At 69.1% G+C, this 19,335-nt stretch carries 18 protein-coding genes; 4 read left to right on the forward strand and 14 right to left on the reverse strand.

Going from position 1 to position 19,335, the window contains the following annotated elements:
• Positions 1-966: 966 nt before the first annotated feature.
• Both gmk and HUA76_RS38590 read right to left on the reverse strand, forming a co-directional pair.
• Positions 967-1,596 carry a guanylate kinase gene (gene gmk / locus HUA76_RS38585; protein WP_141648437.1) on the reverse strand — a complete coding sequence of 210 codons (630 nt, stop codon included), beginning with the start codon at positions 1,594-1,596 and terminating at the stop codon, positions 967-969.
• On the reverse strand, positions 1,593-2,471 hold the full coding sequence (locus HUA76_RS38590; RefSeq protein WP_141648436.1) for a YicC/YloC family endoribonuclease: 879 nt from the start codon (positions 2,469-2,471) through the stop codon (positions 1,593-1,595). Before HUA76_RS38590 ends, gmk begins: the two co-directional genes overlap by 4 nt.
• An 83-nt stretch (positions 2,472-2,554) precedes the next feature.
• Between HUA76_RS38590 and HUA76_RS38595 the strand changes: the two genes are divergently transcribed.
• Positions 2,555-3,664: a glycosyltransferase family 9 protein gene (locus HUA76_RS38595; protein ID WP_174463716.1), complete on the forward strand. Its 1,110-nt coding sequence runs from the start codon at positions 2,555-2,557 to the stop codon at positions 3,662-3,664.
• On the opposite strand, the gene HUA76_RS38600 is transcribed toward HUA76_RS38595, so the two are convergent.
• The 10 genes from HUA76_RS38600 to HUA76_RS38645 all read right to left on the reverse strand — a co-directional run bounded on the left by HUA76_RS38600 (position 3,639) and on the right by HUA76_RS38645 (position 15,047).
• Positions 3,639-3,830, reverse strand: a complete 192-nt coding sequence (locus HUA76_RS38600; protein ID WP_141648434.1) for a Trm112 family protein — start codon at positions 3,828-3,830, stop codon at positions 3,639-3,641. The two genes, HUA76_RS38595 and HUA76_RS38600, sit on opposite strands and share 26 nt — an antisense overlap.
• 3 nt (positions 3,831-3,833) lie before the next feature.
• On the reverse strand, positions 3,834-4,322 hold the full coding sequence (locus tag HUA76_RS38605) for an adenylyltransferase/cytidyltransferase family protein (RefSeq protein WP_141648433.1): 489 nt from the start codon (positions 4,320-4,322) through the stop codon (positions 3,834-3,836).
• A complete protein-coding gene (locus HUA76_RS38610) occupies positions 4,319-5,332 on the reverse strand; it encodes a bifunctional heptose 7-phosphate kinase/heptose 1-phosphate adenyltransferase (RefSeq protein ID WP_174463717.1) in 1,014 nt (337 codons plus the stop codon). The genes HUA76_RS38605 and HUA76_RS38610 overlap by 4 nt, the downstream gene beginning before the upstream one ends.
• Before the next feature lie 31 nt (positions 5,333-5,363).
• A complete protein-coding gene (gene lpxK, locus HUA76_RS38615; protein ID WP_217440801.1) occupies positions 5,364-6,521 on the reverse strand; it encodes a tetraacyldisaccharide 4'-kinase in 1,158 nt (385 codons plus the stop codon).
• Positions 6,522-6,644: 123 nt separating this feature from the next.
• A complete protein-coding gene (locus tag HUA76_RS38620; protein WP_141648430.1) occupies positions 6,645-7,679 on the reverse strand; it encodes a glycosyltransferase in 1,035 nt (344 codons plus the stop codon).
• Positions 7,680-7,683: 4 nt separating this feature from the next.
• Positions 7,684-8,691, reverse strand: a complete 1,008-nt coding sequence (locus HUA76_RS38625) for a glycosyltransferase family 4 protein (RefSeq protein ID WP_174458852.1) — start codon at positions 8,689-8,691, stop codon at positions 7,684-7,686.
• Positions 8,688-9,971 (reverse strand): 3-deoxy-D-manno-octulosonic acid transferase, encoded by a 1,284-nt coding sequence (locus HUA76_RS38630; protein ID WP_174458853.1) that lies wholly within the window; start codon positions 9,969-9,971, stop codon positions 8,688-8,690. The genes HUA76_RS38625 and HUA76_RS38630 overlap by 4 nt, the downstream gene beginning before the upstream one ends.
• A gap of 21 nt (positions 9,972-9,992) precedes the next feature.
• A complete protein-coding gene (locus HUA76_RS38635) occupies positions 9,993-11,162 on the reverse strand; it encodes a PHP domain-containing protein (protein WP_174463718.1) in 1,170 nt (389 codons plus the stop codon).
• Between the two features lie 213 nt (positions 11,163-11,375).
• Positions 11,376-13,160, reverse strand: a complete 1,785-nt coding sequence (locus HUA76_RS38640; RefSeq protein WP_174463719.1) for an ABC transporter ATP-binding protein — start codon at positions 13,158-13,160, stop codon at positions 11,376-11,378.
• Positions 13,161-13,163: 3 nt separating this feature from the next.
• Positions 13,164-15,047 carry a DUF4388 domain-containing protein gene (locus tag HUA76_RS38645; RefSeq protein WP_141648309.1) on the reverse strand — a complete coding sequence of 628 codons (1,884 nt, stop codon included), beginning with the start codon at positions 15,045-15,047 and terminating at the stop codon, positions 13,164-13,166.
• A gap of 60 nt (positions 15,048-15,107) precedes the next feature.
• Here HUA76_RS38645 and lpxB point away from each other — a divergent pair, with 60 nt between their 5' ends.
• From lpxB to HUA76_RS38660, 3 genes are read left to right on the forward strand one after another with little or no spacing between them, the layout of a single operon-like run.
• Entirely contained in the window at positions 15,108-16,259 is a 1,152-nt protein-coding gene (lpxB, locus tag HUA76_RS38650) for a lipid-A-disaccharide synthase (protein WP_174463720.1), read from the forward strand.
• Between the two features lie 17 nt (positions 16,260-16,276).
• Entirely contained in the window at positions 16,277-16,981 is a 705-nt protein-coding gene (locus tag HUA76_RS38655) for a polyprenol monophosphomannose synthase (RefSeq protein WP_141648307.1), read from the forward strand.
• 19 nt (positions 16,982-17,000) lie between these two features.
• Positions 17,001-17,627, forward strand: coding sequence for a MarC family protein (locus tag HUA76_RS38660; RefSeq protein ID WP_141648311.1), 627 nt, complete (start codon positions 17,001-17,003; stop codon positions 17,625-17,627).
• 1 nt (position 17,628) lies between these two features.
• Here HUA76_RS38660 and HUA76_RS38665 read toward each other — a convergent pair whose 3' ends face one another.
• A complete protein-coding gene (locus HUA76_RS38665) occupies positions 17,629-18,087 on the reverse strand; it encodes a hypothetical protein (protein ID WP_174458857.1) in 459 nt (152 codons plus the stop codon).
• A gap of 32 nt (positions 18,088-18,119) precedes the next feature.
• Entirely contained in the window at positions 18,120-19,145 is a 1,026-nt protein-coding gene (locus tag HUA76_RS38670) for an OmpA family protein (protein WP_174458858.1), read from the reverse strand.
• Between the last annotated feature and the right edge of the window lie 190 nt (positions 19,146-19,335).

Genomic DNA, 19,335 nt, shown 5'->3' on the forward strand with positions numbered 1-19,335 from the left:
TGCGCTTCTCAGCGCTCCCTTGCTGGTGCCTTCTCAAAGATTGACTGCGGTTTCCGCAATCCTTCTCTTCTTCTTGGGCTTGCTATTTGGTTTTCAAAGACCGAGCCGCTTGTTTCATCCGCGACTTTTTGCTACTTTGCTTCCGTCTGCTGCTCGCCGCTTCCTGCCGGCGGGTCGCATCTTTTATTCAGGTCCGCGTCAGCTGTCAACTTCGCTTTGCGTCCCTTTCGGCGTCCTCCGAAGCCCTCAGCGCCGCCCAGTGGCTTCCGCTGTTTTCTTCGTGAGGGGCGCGGCTTCTATCTCTCCGCCGCATCCCGTGTCAACCGTTGCTTCGTTGACTCCCTCGCCGCCTCCGCCCTGCTGCTTCCGGGCTTCTTCGTCGGGGTCGCGGCTTCTACCACCGCCGCATCTTCTGTCAACTCGCTTCGCTGACCGCCGTATTTCCAATGTCGTTCTGAATCCACACGCCGAAGTGCTTCGCGCCAGTGCGCGGGCTTCGTCATGAGGGGCGCGGCTTCTACCACCGCCGCATCCAGAGTCAAACCGCTTCCGAGCCCCACCCCACCGTCAGCCCCAGCTCCGGTGCCGTCTCGCACGAGACGACCTCCAACCCCACCACCGCGACGCCCACCGGACCACTTCCTGCTGGCTGACCATCTATGGAGCGCTCCGGAGAATGTCAACTCGTGGTCACGAGCCGCTCCGGACACTCGAAATCCCACGAAGGCCCCATCCAGGGAATCCTTCAGGGACCCACGGTCCTATTCTGCGTGGTTCAGAGAACCCCAGCGCCATGCGCGCTGATTCCGAGACTGTTGCTGACGGAATCCACGGCTGCCTGCTCGTCGCGGAGGGCTTTTGGCCGCCCGCGCCTCGCCGTGAGGTGGGCGGCTTATCCACCAAGCGAAGGGACGGCGCAAGAAGTTTGCTGATTGTCACTTCAGCACCCTTCCCTGCCCCCTGCGCTCAGCTCCCTACGCCCAGCTTCAACCTCGAGACGTCCACCCGGCCACGACGACACCCCTCGGCCACCACCACCGCGCGCAGCTCGCTGTACGCGCGCTCGAAGTCATCGTTCACGACGATGTAGTCGTAGGAGGCGATTCCCCGCTCCATCTCCGAGCGAGCCGCCAGCATGCGGCGGCGAATCGTCTCATCGGAGTCCGTCTGCCTGTCCCGCAGCCGGCGCTCCAGCTCATCCATAGAGGGAGGGAGCACGAAGATGGTGACCGCGTCGGGGTGCTTGCGCTTGATGGCCTGCCCGCCCTGGACGTCGATGTCGAAGATGGCCACGCCCCGACGGGCGCGCGCGACATCCACCGTCGACTGGGGGCTGCCGTAGAAGTGGTTGTGGACCTCCGCCCACTCCACGAACTCGCCCCGTTCGATCTTCTCCTGGAAGGTGGCCACGTCCACGAAGTGGTAGTCCACCCCTTCCTGCTCCTTGCCTCGAGGCCGGCGCGTCGTGACGCTGATGGAGAAGTTCGCCTGCGGCGTCTCCTTGAGGAGCCGATGGGCAAGGGTGGTCTTCCCGGCCCCAGAGGGCGCGGAGAGGACGAGCAGTAGACCGGGCTGAAGGATGGTGGGTTCGCTCATTCGACGTTCTGCACCTGTTCGCGGATGCGCTCGACCTCGGCCTTCATCGAGACCACGCGCGCGGAGATCTCCGTGTGCTGGCTCTTGGAACCGGTCGTGTTCACCTCGCGGTGCATCTCCTGCACAAGAAAATCCATGCGACGGCCAGCGGGCTCGGTGCTCGCCATGAGGGCGCGGAACTGCTCGAGGTGACTCGCCAGGCGCGTGACTTCCTCGGCGATGTCCGTGCGCTCGGCGAAGAGCGCCACTTCCTGCGCCAACCTCTGCGGGTCCACCGCGACGCCACGCGCGAGTTCCGCCACGCGCTCCGTGAGTCGCTGCTGGTAGTCGTGCACCGCACGGGGAGCGAGGTGGGCCACTTCGCGGCTCCAGCCCTCAATCAACTTCAGTCGCGCATCCAGGTCGGCGTAGATCGCCTCGCCCTCGACGAGCCTCATCTTCTCCAGGGCTCCGAGCGCCTGCTCCAGCGCCTCCGTCACCGCGGGCGTCGCCGACTCCAGATTCACGCCCTTCTCTTCCAGGCGCACGACGCCCTGCTGGTTGGCCACCTGGGACCAGGCCACGTCCGCCGGGAGGCCCAGCTCCTTGGCCAGCTCCCGGAAGGTGCGCAGGTACTCGCGCGCCAGGTTCAGGTCCACCGTGGGCACCGTTCCCGTCGTCGTGGAGGACTGCCGCTTCACCAGCAGCTCCACCGAGCCACGTGCCAGCCGGTCCTTCACCTGCTTCGTGACGCTCGGCTCCAGCGAGGTGAGCTCTCGAGGAAGCCTCGCCTTCACCTCGCAGAACTTGTGATTGAGGGAGCGCAACTCCACGGAGACTTCTTCGTCCCCCACGCGCGCACGGCCCGCGCCAAACCCGGTCATGCTCTTCAGCATTGGGCGGTTGCTAGGGGCTTTCCGTCCGCAGGTCAAGCAGCGTGCTTGCACGCCTTTCAGTTCTGTGTAGGGTCCGCGCCGCGATGGCCTGGCACAAGCGGCTCGAGTTGTGGGCGAAGCTGGCGCTGGCGCTCGTGGCGTCCGTGTTGTTCTGGCGCCCCGGCCGCCGGCTCCGTCCCGGAAGTTCCCTCCCCGTCCCCCGGAAGGTGCTGCTCGTGCGGCCCGACAACCGCGTGGGCGAGGCGCTCCTCACCACCCCCCTCATGCGCACCCTCAAGGCCCATGTGCACCCGGTCCCCGAGGTGCACGTGCTGGTTCATGCCAAGGTGGCCCGCGTCCTGGCGCGGCACCCCGACGCGGACCAGGTCATCGCGTTCGACCGCCGGCGACTCTGGATGGGCCCCCTGGCCCCGGGCATCCGAGCCCTGCGCCGCGCGGGCTATGACCTGGTGGTCGACTGCGCCAACTGGGAAGCCCCCTCCGTGACGAGCGCCCTCGTGGCACGCCTCGCCGGCCCGCGCGCCGTGGTCATCGGGCCGAGCGTCTGGCCCGTGACTCGCCTCCACTCCCTGTCCGTCCCGGCCCGCGACGACAGCAGAAGCGAGGCGCTTCAGCGAACCCACCTGCTGACCCCTGTCACGGGCGGAACCCTGTCGCGGGGACTCTCCTTCCGCGAACCCACCATCAGCGCCCCGTTCCGTGCGTTCCTGGAAACGGACGCCACCACGCCCCGCGCTGTCATCAACCCGGGTGGCCGCCTGGGCCCTCGGCGCATTCCTCCCGAGGCCTTCGCCGCCGCGGCTCGCGCGCTCCTCGAAATCGGCCGCGTTCCCATCGTCACGTGGGGACCTGGCGAAGAGGAGCTTGCCCGCGCCGTGGTGGCCGCCGCGCCCGGCTCGCGGCTCGCACCCGCCACGAACCTGGATGAGCTCGCCGCGCTCATGCGCGCCGCCGGGCTCACCGTCTGCAACAACACCGGGCCCATGCACCTCTCGGTGTCCGTGGGCGCTCCGACGCTGGCGTACTTCCTCCGCATGGACATGGAGCGGTGGGGCCATGCGTATGCCCCGCACCGGATGGTCGACCTCACCAGCCTCGTCGATGGCTCGGGAGGCCAGGGGCTCGAGGCTCGTGCGGCCGAAGAGGCCCGCGCCTTCGCGGCACAGCTCACTCGTCAGGCGCGTCCCACCTAGACATCCGCTCCTGGAGGAGGTGGGGCACTCCCTCTTCCACGGGCCACTCGCACCGACACCGGGGACAGCGGGCCTTCACCTGCTCTTCGTACGAGAGCACCGTGAGAGGCCCCTTGCACTGGGGACAGCCCAGCACCGCCATCAACCCCTCATCCAGCGCGGGCATGTCCTACTTCGCGCTCTCACGGCCGAGCCGGCGCGCCAGCTCCGTGGTGCTGTGGTCCTTCGGGTCTCCCGACACCGCCGTACGCCCACCATAGGCACGCACTTCGTCGCCCTCGGGGATGCTGTCCGGCGTGTAGTCCGTCCCCTTCACATGCACATCCGGCTTCAGCGCTCGGATGATGACGCGCACGTTCGGCTCGTCGAAGACGATGACGCGGTCCGTACAGGCGAGCGCGGCGACCAGCTCCGCACGCTCGCCCTCGGGAATGTGTGGCCGTCCAGGCCCCTTGTACGCCCGCGTCGAGGCGTCCGAGTTCACCGCCACCACCAGCACATCCGCCAACTCGCGGGCGCCTTCCAGATAGCGCACGTGGCCCACATGCAAGAGGTCGAACACGCCGTTGGCGAGCGCCACGGTGCGGCCCTCGGCCTTCCAGCGCGCCCTCGCCTCCACCACCTGCTCGAGCGACTGAATCTTCTCCAAGGTGCTCATCGCGTGCTCCGCAGCTCCGCCAGCAGTTCGTCCCGGGACACCGTCGCGGTGCCCGACTTCTGCACCACCATGGAACCGGCCACGTTCGCCAGTCGCGCCGCTTCCCCGAACGAGGCTCCGGCCGCCAGTGCCAGCGAGAATGTCGCAATCACCGTGTCGCCCGCCCCCGTCACGTCCACCGCCGCCTTCGCGCCATGTACCGGGATGAGGTCCACCCCACCGTCCGCGTCGAAGAGCGCCATGCCGTGCCGCCCCCGAGTCACCAGCAGCGCACGACACCCCAGCCTGCGCACCGCCTCATGCCCCGCCGCCAGCAAGTCCTCCTGCGAGCGCACGGGACGCCCCGCCAACGCCTCCAGCTCCGGCTCGTTGGGCTTGCACACCGTCAGCCCCGAGAACGACGACAGCGCATAGCGACTGTCCACGCACACCGGCAACCCATCCGCCGCCAGCTTCCGCAGCACGGCGCGCACCTCGTCGCTCAGCACTCCCGCGCCGTAGTCCGAAACGACCACCGCGTCCGCGTCCTTCGCGGCCTCCGCCACGTGCTTCGCCAGGGCCTTGCGCACGCTCGGAGGAAGCGAGGAGCGCTGGCCACGGTCCAGGCGCAGCATCTGCTGGCGCGTCGTGCTCACGCCGCCCGCGAGGATGCGGGTCTTCGTCTCCGTCGCCAGACTGCGTCCACCCACCGCGTGGAGGCGTACCCCTGACTCGGAGAACAGGCGACGCAGCTCGCGCCCCATCTCATCCGCGCCCAACATTCCGACGGCCGTCACCTGCCCCGTCAACGCACGGACATTGGCCGCCACGTTCGCCCCGCCGCCCAGCTTCACCTCGGCGGACTCGTAGCGGACGATGAGCACCGGGGCCTCGCGGCTCACCCGGTCCGTCTGCCCGTAGATGTAATGGTCTGCGACCAGGTCCCCCACCAGCAACACCCTGCGGCGCGCGAACGCGTGCGGCAGGCGAGAGGGCGGAGGCGACGAGCGAACGGGCGAGACTGCGGCCATGGCGGCGGTTTGTCCCACAGCCCTCCTCGTCTCACAAGTCGGCAGACGCACCCGACAGGCCAAGCGCTCGACGCAGATGGGACTCGCCCTCCAGCACGTCCACCCCCAGCCGCACCTTCCAGGCCAAGAACCCCACGGGCAGACGCACCGCGTCCTTCTCCGTCGTCACGACCTTCACCGCTCCCAGCTTCGCGGCTCGAGCTTCCACGTCGCGAAGCTCGTCCACGGTGAAGCGGTGGTGGTCCGGAAAAAGTGCCGCATCCAGGACCTCCACGCCGAGAGACCTCAGGGTCTTCAGGAAGCCCCCCGGCCGACCGAGCCCCGCCAGCGCCAGCACCCCCTGGCCACTCAGTGCCTCTGTCGGATGGAGCCCTCCAGAAGGGTCCACCCAGGCCGAAGGTCCATAGCGTGCGCGGACGCGGGGGAGTCCTTCTCCCTCCGCAGGCAACCCCAGGGCCCGTGCGTCGAACGGTGCTCGGGGTGCCTCGCCTGCACGCGAGACAATGGGGGACGCCGTGGCACATGGGGGCGTCGACGTGCGGACCCAGAGCAACGTGGCGCGCCGGAGAGAAGAAGCCGGCTCTCGCAGCGGCCCCCTTGGCAACATGTGGCCATTGCCGAGTCCCACGGCTTCGTCCACCACGACGAGGTTCTCGTCCCGGGCGAGCCGCCGGTGTTGGAAGCCGTCGTCGAGCAGCACCGTGTCCAGGCCGTAGTCGTCTCTCGCGCGCCAAGCGCTGGAGACACGGTCCGCGTTCACGAAGATCCTCACACTCGGGCAGCGGCTCGCGAGCAGCAACGGCTCGTCCCCCGCGTCCTCCACCGGAGGCAATGACTCCGCCCCCGTGAAGGTAAGGGGCTCTTGTGAGCGACGCCCATAACCTCGCGTGAGGATGCCCACCTTGCGGCCCTCGCGCACCAGCAACTCCGCGAGGTGAAGCACCGCGGGCGTCTTCCCCGTTCCTCCCACGTTGAGGTTGCCCACGGAGATGACGCGGAGGCCCTCCACTCGCTCGGCGCGAAGCATGCCCAGGTCATAGAGCGCGCCTCGCAGGCGCACCGCCGCGGCATAGGGCCATGACAACGCCGTGAGGGGAGACAGCAAGGCCCGCCGTCCCCAGGGCTCGGGCGACGGCGGATAGAACACCCGCTCGATGGCGGTGGGTGACTCGGGAGCCTGAGCGCTCAAGACCTGGAGGCTCCGCACAAGGCGTGTCCCGACACGAGTCGCCGGGCATCATCAAGGGTCAGCATGCGCCCGCTACGCTATCAGCCCGCGCCATCACGTACGACTCGACACGTCAGCGCGGGCTCACCGAGCGCGCGTGCTCGCCACCTGTGCATACAACGCAAGGACATCGGCGGCGATGCTCGCATTCGTCGGATGAGCCACGGGGGCCCGTTGCCCCGACAGTGACGCGGCCACCACCGCCTCGGGCGTCGGCTCGACGACACGTGCATCCGCCAGCTCAGGCAGCGCGCCCTCCTCCACCGCCACGACTCGCACACCACACGCCCGGGCTTGAGCCGCCGCCCTCGCACTCCAGTCGTTCCCGAGCCCCAGGAGCCAGACCTCGTCCAAGGCCCTCAACCACCGCGCGAAGTCTTCTCCTTGCTGGTAGCCCGTGAACACCACCGCATCCGTCAGCCCCAGCGACGCCACCTGACTCCGCGTCGCCTCCAGCAACGCGCCATCCCCCACCAGGACGAACCGCGCATCCGGCCGCTGCTCGCGGTAGAGCGCGAAGGCCTCCACCCCAACGGCGTGCCGTCGCGACGGCTGGAACGTGGAGACCATCCCCACCAGGGGCGCGCCCTTCAGTCCCAACTCGCGCCTAGACGCCTCGCGGTCCGACTCAGGGCGAAAGCGCGGGTCCACCAACGCGGGAAGCACCCGAGCCGTCCTTCCTCGCTCCAACAAGCGAGGCAAGAGCGAACTCGCCGGCACCGTGTACGCATCCGCCGCGGGCAACGAGGAGCGGATGGAGCGCGGTGCATGGAGCGAACGAACCAACACCGCCCCCTGGGGCCGTCCCCATCTCGCCAGGAAGTGGTCATGGCTGAAGTGCGAGTGCACCACGTCCACTCGCCGCGCACGCAGCCGGCGCAAATCACTCCACACCCGCCAGGGCGGAGACTTCACCGACAACTCGAGCCCCTCGTCATCCAGCAGGCCCAGCGCTCGCAGCCGAGGCACCGCGGGCTCCTCCGCCGGCATCTCCTTGCGCCGACGGTCGACCGCCACCGTCACCTCGTGCCCGGCCTCCCGCTGCGCCAGCGCGAGCAACGCGACGTTCTCCGCCGGACCACTGAAGAAGGGGCTCGCCAACAGGTGGAGGATTCGCATCCGACTACCGCCCGACCAGCGTGCGATACAGCGCTTCCAGCGCGTGCGCCTCGTGCTCCACGCCGCACCGACGACGTGCCTCCTCGGCCGCGTTGCGCCCCACTTCGCGCGCCCGCTCGGGCTCTCGCATCAGCATGTCCAGCAGCTCGCGCAACGCCTTCACGTCCCCTGGCTCGAAGAAGAAGCCCGTCCGGCCATGCTCGATGAGCGTGTCCAGATACGGCAACTTCGACGCCACCACGCAACAACCGGACGCCATCGCCTCCACGTGCACCAGCGAGTACCCCTCCGCATAGGACGGGTGCACCAGCACGGTCAGCCCTCGATACCAGGGCTCGATGACCGACTGCTCTCCGGCCAACGACACGCGGGGCTCGATGCCCCCACGCAAGCCGTTCACCCAGTCCAGGTCCGCGCCCTTCGCCAACCCCACCAGCACCGCCTGCCACTCGGGGTGCTCGGGCAGCAACGGGCGCACCGCCTCGAGGAAGTCGCCCTGCCCCTTCTCCTTGCGGATGCGGCCAATGACGCCCACCCCGAACCGTCCGCCCTGCCCCAGCTTCTCCCACGCCGCCGCCCGGTCCTCCGGTGGATGGAAGCGCGTCAGGTCGATGCCATGCGAAATGACGGTCGACGGGAGCGCGATGACCTCCGCCACCTGCCGCGTCAACGACACCAGCGCATCCGCGCCTCGCGCGATGAAGCGCGTGAAGCCGCTGGGCGCCACCGACGTGTGCCGCGTGAAGACCAGCCGCACCTGCCGACCCACCAGCTTCAGCAACATCCCCGCGAGCAGCTCGTTGTTCCGGTGGGCATGCCACACCACCGGCTCGGAGCGCGCCCGACGCAACAGCTCCGGCCAGGTGATTCGCGGCAGCCCGTCGCTCAGCCCAGAGCCGATGACTCGCGTCTCCGAGCCCGTGTCCTTCACCAACGCGGGGACCACCGACTCGACGTGGCGCGTGACGCCCGTGTACCGATTGTGGAAATGCGGGTGGACGATGAGCGTCATCGCGGCCCGGCCCTCCCATGGGGAAAGAGCGTCGTCATCGCCTCGGCGTTGCGCTCACTCGCGCCGGAAATCCGCCCCACCGTCTCCAAGGCCCGCGCACCCAGCTCCTCGACTCGACCCGGCTCTTCCAGCAACTCCGCGAGCCTCGCGTACAGCGCCTCCGCGTCCGCCACCAGGATGCCTCCCTGCCCCGCGAGCACCGCCACGCTGTCCTTGAAGTTGTCCATGTGCGGACCGAACAACACCGGCTTCCCCTGCCCCGCCGGCTCCAGGATGTTCTGCCCGCCCCGCTTCGTGAACGAGCCGCCCACGAAGACCACCGTCGCCAGCCGGTACGCCCGCGACAGCTCGCCAATGGTGTCCAGCACCACCACCTGCGCTCGCTCGGGATTCCCCTGGGAGCGAAGGCCGACACCCAGTCCCGCCTCCCGCGCCAGAGCCACGACGCGCCCAGCCCGGTCCACATACCTGGGCGCAATCACCAGCCGCAGGTCCGGCCACCGCGCGAGCAGCCGCCGATAGACGCCAAGCAGCACGTCCTCCTCGCCCTCGTGCGTGCTGCCGGCAATCCACACCCGCGCGTCCACCGGAAGCCCGAGCGCCTCGCGCAACACGCCGTCTTCCGCCGCCGGCCCCGAAGCCAGTGAGTCGAACTTCGTGTTCCCCGTCACCCGCACCCAGTCCGGCCGCGCGCCGAGACTCCGCGCCCGCTGCGCCTCATCCTCCTGGCGCATCAACATCAGGTCGAAGTCCTTCAGCGGATTGCCGATGAGCCGGAACAACCAGCGGTAGCGCTCCACGTTCGCCGGAGAAAAACGGCCGTTGGTCATCACCACGCGCGCCCCACCGCGCTTCGCCGCGCGAATGAGGTTGGGCCACACCTCCGTGTACTCCAGCACCAACACGTCCGGCCGGAGCGCCTTCACCGCCCGGCGCGTCGCGCCCCACAAGTCATAGGGCGCGTACACCACCCCATCGATGTCCTTGGCGAGCCGGCCCGTCGCCATCGCATGGCCACTGTCCGTCATCGTCGACAGGATGAGCTGGCAGCCCGGGAAGCGAGCCCGCAAGGGACCAAACATGGGGGACAGCGCCAGCAGGTCTCCCGCGCTCGCACCGTGCAACCACACCACGGGCCCGTCACCTCGCGGGGGCAGCGAGCCTCGCCCGTAGAACCCCAGCCGCTGCCACAGGCCATGACGCGTCTTCCGGTGCACGCAGAGCACCGGGAAGAGCAGCGGGAAGAGAAGATACGTAGCGAGGATGTACAGGAGTCGCATGGACGGCTCCCCGGCCCTCTATCAGATGCCAGGCCCCCGAGGCAGTACACGCACGGGGCTCGGGACAATCCACGGTCGCCACTCGGAGCCAAAGAAGCGCCCAGGCCCCTTCACCCACACCTCCACCCGCACCACGCCCGGCCCCGTCAGCTCCACCGAGGTCCCGTCCTGCCCCAGGCGGCCTTCTCCCCACACCTCGACCCGGACCGTGTCCACGTCCGGAATGCCAGGCAGGCGCACGCTCAGCACGTCCCCCACCCGAGCCTCCCTGCGCTCCGGGTCCACCCCTTCCAGCGCGAAGCCCTCGGGTTCCCCCAGGGCGCGGAAGGAACACAGGGCCCCCCCACCTCGCAGCGCCCCCGTCACCAGCGCCGCCGCCGCCTTCGCATCCGAGGGCAGGGGCGCGGGGACCTGCGCTGGCGGCAGGTACATCGCGAGGGAGCGAAACACGGACTCGTAGGACGGCAGGCCGTGGGCATCGTGCGCGCAGAACGCGAGCTGGGGCTGCTCGCGCGCAAGCTCCATGAAGCGCTCCCCGGGCTCGGGCTCCGGCGCCACGAGCACCATCACCCCGTGCATCGGGTTTGCCAGATAGGCGCCCACCGCTGGGAGCAACCGGCTCATCGGATTGCGCATCGCGTGCCGGAAGAAGGTGTCCGCGGAGTACAGCTCGAAGCCCTTCGCCTGACTCGCGCTCTCCGAGTCAGTCCATGGGTTGTGACGCTGCACCGGGTGCGCGAGCACCGTCGTCCCTCCCGCCGCGTGCACGGCGTGCACAGCATCGCCCGCGGGCATCCACCGCTGCATGCCTTCCAACGGTCGCTCCATGCCAAAGGCGATCAGGTGTCCCGCCGACGTGGAGATCTCCACGCCTGGGACCAGCAACACTCCGTCCACCCACGTGGGCGCCGGCGGGGTGAAGTCGTTGTGGTCCGTGAGCAGCACGAAGTCGAGACCGGCCGCCTTCGCCGCGCGCGCCACCGCCAGGGGACTGCCCCGTCCGTCCGAGCGCGTGGTGTGCACGTGGAACGCGCCTCGGACCCACCTCGGCGCGCCCTCCTTTGGCGGAACCACCGGGTACGTCGCGTACGAGGCGGGCAACGCGAAGAAGCCGCAGAGCCCCAGCACCAACAAGATCAGGCCCGCCAGTGCCTGGACGGCCTTGCCCGCGCCCTTGCGAAGTCGCCTCATCCTCGGTACCGCCCGAGCACTTCGTCCCGTGCCCACATGACCATCCCCGCTGCCTCGCGAGGCTGGCTCGTTTCCGCCTCGGTCCGAGCGTGCCACAGGACGGAGTACTGCCCGGCACTCGCCTGGCCCTGCGCGGGACGCCTACGGCGCGGGTTCATCCTCGCCACCGACCGAGCCCGGGACACATGACGCCGCTTGCGACCCGCGTCCCGCTCACGCGGCGCCTCGCTCGACAGGTCCCTCCGTCTGCATCCGCCACAGCGCCGCGTAGCGCCCACCCTTCTGGAGCAGCTCCGCGTGCGTGCCACTCTCCACCGCGCGGCCCGCTTCCATGACGTGGAGCACGTCCGCGTTCACCACCGTCGACAACCGGTGCGCGATGACCAGGGCCGTGCGTCCCGGCAGCACCGCCGCCAGCGCGGCCTGCACTTCACGCTCGCTCTCCGGGTCCAGACTGCTCGTGGCCTCGTCCAGCACCAGCACCCGCGCACGCGCCAGCACCGCTCGCGCGATACACAGTCGCTGCCGTTGCCCACCGCTCAGCGTCACGCCCCGCTCACCGATTCGCGTGTCGTAGCCTTGCGGCAAGGCCCGGATGAAACCGTCCGCGTTCGCGACCCTCGCCGCGGCCTCCACGTCCTCGCGCGTGGCATCCGGCCTCGCATAACGCAGGTTCTCCAACACCGAGCCCTGGAACAACAGCGGCTCCTGCGTCACCAGCGCGAGCTGCTCGCGAAGACTCGCCGCCGTGTACCGGTCCATGTCCACGCCATCCAGCAACAGGCGCCCCGCCTGGGGTCGCTCGAAGCGCAGCAGCAGCGTCGTCACCGTGCTCTTGCCACCCCCACTGCCCCCCACCAACGCCGTCACCTGGCCCGCCTTCAGCTCCAGCGTCACCCCATCCAGCGCGGGCCGGTCACCGTAGGCAAAGCGAACGTCTTCCAGACGAATTGACTGCGACAGGGGCGGCGCCGGCACCGCGTCCGGCGCATCCAGCACCGGGTGCTTCAAATCCAGCAGCGCGAACAACCGCTCACCCGCGGCCCCCGCCTGCATCGCGAACTGCGTCACCCGGCCCAGGTCCTTCACGGGCTGGTACACCAGGATGACCGCCGTCAGCAGCGAGAGCAGGGCCTCCGGCTCCATCAGTCGAGCACCCGCCGCGTAGGCCAACGCGCCCGCCAGCGCTGCTGCCGCCAGGACCTCCATCACCCCCGGCACCGCGCCTCGCGCCCACGCCGCGCCCACCACCGCGTCCTCGTGCGCCTTCGCGTGCGACGCGAAACGCGCCAGCTCCGCCGACTGCCCGTTGAAGGCCTGAATCGTCCGCAGCCCGCCCAGCCCCTCGTGGAGTTGACCCGCCAGATGCCCCAACTGCGTCTGCCCCTCGCGCGTGCCCTTCAGCACCTTGCGCGTCAGCTTGGACGCGGGCAGCGCCGCCAGTGGAATCACCACCAGCATCAGCCCACCCAACAACGGACTCATCGACAGCGCCACGCCCGCCAGGATGATGACCTGAAGACTGTCGCGCAGGTACGAGCCCACCGTGTACATCGCCGCCGCCTCCACCGCCGTGACGTCCGAGGTGAACCGGCTGAGCAGGTCACCCTGCCGCTGTCGCGCGAGCTGCGCGGGAGACAACGACGTGAGCTTCATGAAGAGCTCGCGCCGCACATCCCTCACCACCCGCTGCGCGAACAGGCCCATGAAATAGAACTGGCCCAGGTACCCCACGCCCTTCACCACCCCCACCACCACCATCAGCAGCGGGAAGCCCCACAGCGCCGCGTCGCGCGGCAGGCTCGACAGCCACGGCACGCTGTTCGCCCCGGAGAAGCCGTCCTCGCCCCCCGACAACAAGAAGCGCAGCGCGGGCCCGGTGAGGTACGCGTACGCCCCCGTCGTCACTCCCACCACCGCCATGCACACGAACGCCACCACGAGCACCGCCACATGCGGGCGCGCGTAGCGCAACAGTCGCAACAGTGTCCGCCGCATTCCCTACCGTCCCACCTTGCGCAACGCCGCCTTGGCCAGCTGCGAGTACGGGTTGTACTCCAGCACCTTCAGCAGCTTCTTTCGCGCCAGCGGCGCGTCCCCGAGGTCCGTGTCGATGATGGCCGCGATGATGTGCAGCCGCTCCACATACGGCCCCAATGACAGCGCTTTCTTCAAGACCTTCTGCGCCTTCTGCGCCCGCTGGACCAGGGGACCGCCCGCCGCCTGGTACGTCGCCCAGGCAAGGAAGGAGTAGTACTCCGGCTCGCGCGGGTTGAGCGACACCGCTTCCTCGAACGCATGCATCGCCGACAGGAAGTCGCGACGCTTCAGCGCGGACTCGCCCCGGCGCAGCGCTATCTCCGCGTCCACCACCACCGCCGTGTTCCGCCCCACGTCCAGCTTGCTGAACAGGTACTGGAGATACGCCTTGCGCTTCTCCTCCACGCTCAGCACCCGGTACGACGCGGACAGCTTCTCCTGCACCGAGTCCAGCAGGTCCTTCAGGTCGGAGATGTCGAACTCGGCATACGTGTCCGGATGAAAGCGCATCGCCGTCTCGTGGTACGCGCGCTCCACCGCCTCCGCGTCCGCCGCGATGTCCAACCCCAGGCTGCCAAAGTAGCTGCGGGTGATGATGCGCACCGCCTCCTCACGCAGCGACGCACCCGTCGCCACCGGCAACGACTTGCGCTTGCGAGGCCCTATCCGGTCCGGCACCACCACCGCCGACAGCACGTCCGCCCCCGTCGCCACCGGCGTGGGCGAGAAGGTCACTCCCCCCGTCAGCTTCAGGAACCACAGCAGCGAGTACGCCGCGCGCAGCTCGCCCCGGCCATGCGCGAGCAGCTCCTTCAGGACGATGCGGCCATTGACCTGCATGGCGATCTTGATGTCGTCCGTGTCCAGCGCCATGGCCTGCAGGTCCCGACCGAAGTCGGACGAGCGCACCGGGTACTCCCCCAGGTTCGCCCGCAGCGACGCCGCCATTACCTTCAACGGAAAGCAGCGCCTTGCGCCCTCGAGCACCTGCGCCAGCGGCGGCAGGTCCACCGAGGCGACCTCCGTCGTGAACTCGTCGCCCGAGTAGAAGGCATACCGGCCCTCGCGCATGCCCAGCACCCGCGCGAGGTTGTCGCGCGTGTAGTCGCGCAGCAGCTGCGACAGCTCCTCGCCCGCCGCCTCCACCCCCGCGTCCGCCAGCGCCGCGCCGATGCGCAGCCCGGACGCCAGCGCCTCCACCACCCGCTCCGCCTGCGCGGCCGTCGCCAGCGTGCGCGCGACGAGGTAGCGCGGAAGTGAGTCCTCCTTCGCCGACGAGTCGAAGCTCACCGGCCCACCGCGCAGGAAGTACACCCGCCGACTCAGGCCTCGGTGCGCCGCCACCAGCACACCATCCCGGCGCAGCCGGTGGATGGAGTGCAGGAGCGAGGGCAGTGGATAGCCCTTCAAGTCACCGCTGTTCACCGCCGGACGCGACAGCGTGGCCGAAAGCCCCGTCAGCGGCACCGCCTGCGCCGCGCGCACCAGCGACTCCAGCCGAGGCACCAGCTCGCCCGGCTTGAGCGGGTCCGCCACGTACGCGTTCACCTTGAGGTCCAGCACCGAGGCCACACCCCGCGCCCGGCCCAGGTGGCCCTTGTCGATGGCGACAATCGGCACGCGCCCGCCCTGGCTGTGCCCTCGGATGAGGTGCACCACGTGCGAGCCTTCCACTCGGGGAAGGTCCACCGACAACACCATCACATCCGGGTTGTCCGCCGCGAAATGCTCCAGCACCGCGATAGGGTCATTCACCGCGCGCACGGAATACCCGGCCTGGGAGAGCAGACCCGTCAGGTGTTCGAGCGTGGGGGGATGGCTCTCGGCGAGCAGAAGCGTCTTCAAGGGTAGCGCAGTCTACACCTTCACCCTGGCTTGCATCAGGGTACGATGCGCCCCCCTCACATGACGCCCCCACCCCGAATCCTCGTCGTGGCAGGCGAGGCCTCCGGCGACGCACACGCCGCCGAACTCGTCGCCGCCCTCCAGGCCCGCCGCCCTGACCTCACCTTCTTTGGCATGGGAGGCTCGCGCCTGGCCGCTCGGGGGGTGGAGCTGCTCTTCGACGCTCGAGAGGTGTCCGTCATGGGCATCACCGAGGTCCTTCCCCGCATTCCCCGCATCCTCCAAATCCTCAAGGGGCTGGCGAACGCCGCCACGGAGCGACGCCCCGACGTCGCCATCCTCGTGGACATCCCGGACTTCAACCTGCGGCTGGCCGAGAAGCTCAAGGCCCAGGGCATCCCCGTCGCCTATTACATCTCGCCGATGATCTGGGCGTGGCGCCGGGGCCGGGTCCGCACCATCAAGCGGCTGGTGGACCGGATGCTGTGCATCCTCCCGTTCGAGGAGGACTTCTATCGCGAGGCCGGAGTGAGTGCCCGTTACGTGGGCAGCCCCGTCGTCGAGCAGGTCCCCGCCCCCGACACCGCCGTCGCCTTTCGCGAGCGGCTGGGCCTGGACAAGGACGCCCCCACGCTCGCGCTGCTACCGGGCAGCCGGATGAGTGAGATTCGCAGGCTCCTGCCGACGATGGTGGCCGCGGCGAAGCGCCTGTCCGCCGAGCGCCCCGGGCTCCAAATCGTCGTCCCCGTGGCCCCCACCATCCCCCGCCAGGAAGTGCTCTCCCATTTCGAGGGCAGTGGCCTGAAGCCCGTGCTGGTGGATGGGCGTGCCCCGGAAGTCGTGGGCGCCAGCGACGCGGCGGTGGTGGCCTCCGGTACAGCCGTGTTGGAAGCAGGACTGATGCAGCGCCCCCTGGTCGTCATCTATCGGGTGTCGCTCATTACGTACTGGGTGGGCCGGCTGATGCTGAAGGTGGCCTTCGTGTCCCTCATCAACCTGCTGGCCGGCCGGCGCGTGGTGCCAGAGCTGCTCCAGGGCGAGATGACGCCCGAGCGAATCGCGGACGAGGTGCGCCGGGTGTGGACCCCCGGGGCGCCACGGGAGGAGATGTTGAAGGGGCTGGCGGAGGTGCGGGGGCGCCTGGGCGAGGCAGGAGCGGCCACCCGGGCGGCTGAGTCGGTGATGGAGCTACTGCCCCCGCGCGCCATTTAGGGTATGTCGGCCCGGCCATGAACCCTGCGCTGGTCTGCATCCCCACGTACAACGAGCGGGAAAACATCGAGGCCATCACCCTGGCGGTGCTCAAGGCCGACCCCCGCGTCGATATTCTCGTCGTCGACGACAACTCCCCCGACGGCACGGGGCAGATCGCCGACCAGCTCGCGGCGAAGGAGCCCCGGGTTCGCGTCCTGCACCGCGAAAAGAAGGAGGGCCTGGGTCGCGCGTACCTCGCCGCCTTCCGCTGGGCGCTGGCCGAGGGCTACACGTACATCCTGGAGATGGACGCGGACTTCAGCCATGACCCGCGCTACCTGCCCGGCCTGCTGGATGCCGCCGAGGCGGGCTCCGACCTGGTGCTGGGCTCGCGCTATGTCACCGGGGGCGGCACGGTGAACTGGGGCGTTGGCCGGCAGGTCATCAGCCGCGGCGGCAGCCTCTACGCCCGAACGATTCTGGGCGTGGGCGTCTCGGATTTGACGGGCGGCTTCAAGTGCTTCCACCGCCGGGTGCTGGAGGCCATCGACCTGGATGCCGTGCACAGCACCGGCTATGCGTTCCAGATTGAACTCACCTACCGCACGCTGAAGAACGGCTTCACCGTGCGAGAGATCCCCATCATCTTCGAGGACCGGCGTGTGGGACACTCGAAGATGAACAAGAAGATCTTCGCCGAAGCGCTCACCATGGTGTGGAAGCTGCGTCTCACGGTGTAGCGAAGAAGGGCGTGCGGTGATGAAGGCATACCTGGCGCAATTCCTCGTCGCCCTTCCGGCGATCTTCTTCGTCGTGGACCCCATCGGCGTGGTGCCGCTGTTCCTGGCGATGACGTCCGGCGACACGAAGGAGAAGATTCGCCGCACGGCGATGCGCGCGTGTCTGGTGGCGTGCGGGCTGATGACGTTCTTCGCCCTGTTCGGCACCATCATCTTCAAGGTGTTCGGCGTGTCGCTGGGGGCCTTCCGCGTCGCGGGCGGCATCCTCCTGCTCATCACCGCGTTGGACATGCTCCGCGCCCGGCCTTCCGCGACTCGCACCACGCCCACGGAGGAGCAGGAAGGCGCGGTGAAGGAAGACGTGGCCATCGTCCCGCTGGCCATTCCGCTCTTGTCCGGCCCCGGCGCCATCGCCACCGCCATGGTGCTGATGGCCCGAGGCAACTCCATGACCGCCACCCTGCCCGTGCTGGCGGCCATCATCCTCACCTTCGTGGCCAGCTACTTCATCCTGCGCGCCTCCGGCCTGGTGCAGCGGGTGCTGCGTCAGTCCGGGGTCGCCATCGTCGAGCGCGTCATGGGGCTCATCCTCGCCGCCATCGCCGTGCAGTTCATCGCGGACGGCGCCAAGGAGTTGATGAAGTAGCTCACTTGCCCGCGACCCACTGAGGGCCCGCGCGCTTCAGCGTGCCCTGGGGCGTGCCTTCCAGCGTGAGTTCGTCCGGACCGGAGCGGCGCGCGTCGTACGCGTAGCCCTCTCGCACTTCCTGCAGGTACACCACCACCGCGTCGAGGACGCTCTCCTGGACGACCTTGAAGGTGGCGTCGCCGCAGCGGGGTTCATCACCTTCGAAGAAGCGCTCCAGCATGGACTGCTCGGGGCGCCGCACGTACACCCGCACCGGGGTGGGCTCCTGCCGGCCCTGGGCGGCGATCTCCTCCACCACGCGCGACGGCGTCGGTTCCTTCAGCACGGATTGAATCAACGAGCACTTCTCCGCCTCCACCTCCCGCCTCACGGCGAGCGGCGCCTGATGCGCGCAGCCCGCCCCCGCCAGGAGCGTGACACCCACCACGCCCCAGGCCCACCGTTGGAATCGCTCCATCCCGTCGCCTCCTCGTTGCGTCGTCGCGTCCGCTACAGCTTCCGCCACCGCGGCGAGAAGGGCGCCCCGTCCAGCGTCGGGTCCTCCACCGCGATGATGTATTCGGCCCGGCGGTTGCCCGCCTCCGCCGTCTCGTCCGGAGTCCGCACCGCTGGCGACTCCTCCCCGAATCCCTCGTAGAAAATCGGAACCTTCAGCCCGCGCTGACGGAAGGCCGCGGCGATGCTCCGCGCCCGCTTGAGCGACAGCTCCCGGTTGTCCGCCGTGGCGCCCACCGTGTCCGTGTGCCCCAGGACGTACAGACGAACCGCCGCGAAGCGGCCGTATTTCGCCAGCGCCTCCGCGATCAACGCATGGCTCCTGTCCAGCTTGCCGCGCTCCGCGGCGGGAATGTCCGCGCGGCCCGAGGCGAAGCTCACCTCTTCGTGTGGAATGTCCACGCGCCAGGGAAAGAGGTCCACGCCCGTGTAGAAGTCCGATGTGTCGAAGGCTCGGAGGGAAATCTTCATCACCCGGCCCTCGGCGGGCGGCCAGCTCAACGAAAGCGGCGTGCCCGCCACCTCGCCCTTGAAGGGCACCTCGCCCTCGAAGGCCTTCTTTCCGGTGTCCATCAGCACCGTCAGCTCCACGTGGCCCGCGGGACGCGAGAGCTGGAAGCGAAGCTTGCGCCCCGCGACGTCCACGTCCTCCGGCCGCACGTCCAACCGCAGCGGCCCGTTGAGCTCCGTGTCGAGGGACAGCGGCATGCTGCCCGACTCGCCGTTGGGGAAGCGCACCACCAGCTCGCCTTCGTAATGAAAGCGGCCCTCAGGTTGCTCCAGCTCGATGCGCCGGGTGACACCCGGCTTCCCCCCGCCCTTCACCTCGACCACCTTCCCGTCGCCGCGCTTCAGCTTCACCTCGAAGCCCGCGATGGGCTCTTCGATGTGCACGAGCAATGCCGGGAGCTTCTCGCCCACCGCGGCCCGACCCTCCAGGGACACCCGGATGGCGTCCGCGAACGCGGGCAACGGGGTTGCGGCGACGAGACTGAGCACTAGCAGCAGGCGGGCATTCATGGCGCGGCGTCGACCTCCGGCGTCACGGGCCGCGCTGCAACAGCGGCCCGGATGGGTGGATTCCTCCGCGACAGGGTAGGCGGATGCTCCCTGCGAGCAAATGCTTCGCGAGCCAGACGCGAACAGCGCGACGGAATTCACCCGCGCGCGCCATGGACGCCGGCAGCCGGGGAGGCATGCTCCAGCTTCC

The sequence above is a fragment of the Myxococcus sp. CA056 genome, from assembly GCF_013336715.1.
Taxonomy (GTDB): Bacteria; Myxococcota; Myxococcia; order Myxococcales; family Myxococcaceae; genus Myxococcus; species Myxococcus llanfairpwllgwyngyllgogerychwyrndrobwllllantysiliogogogochensis.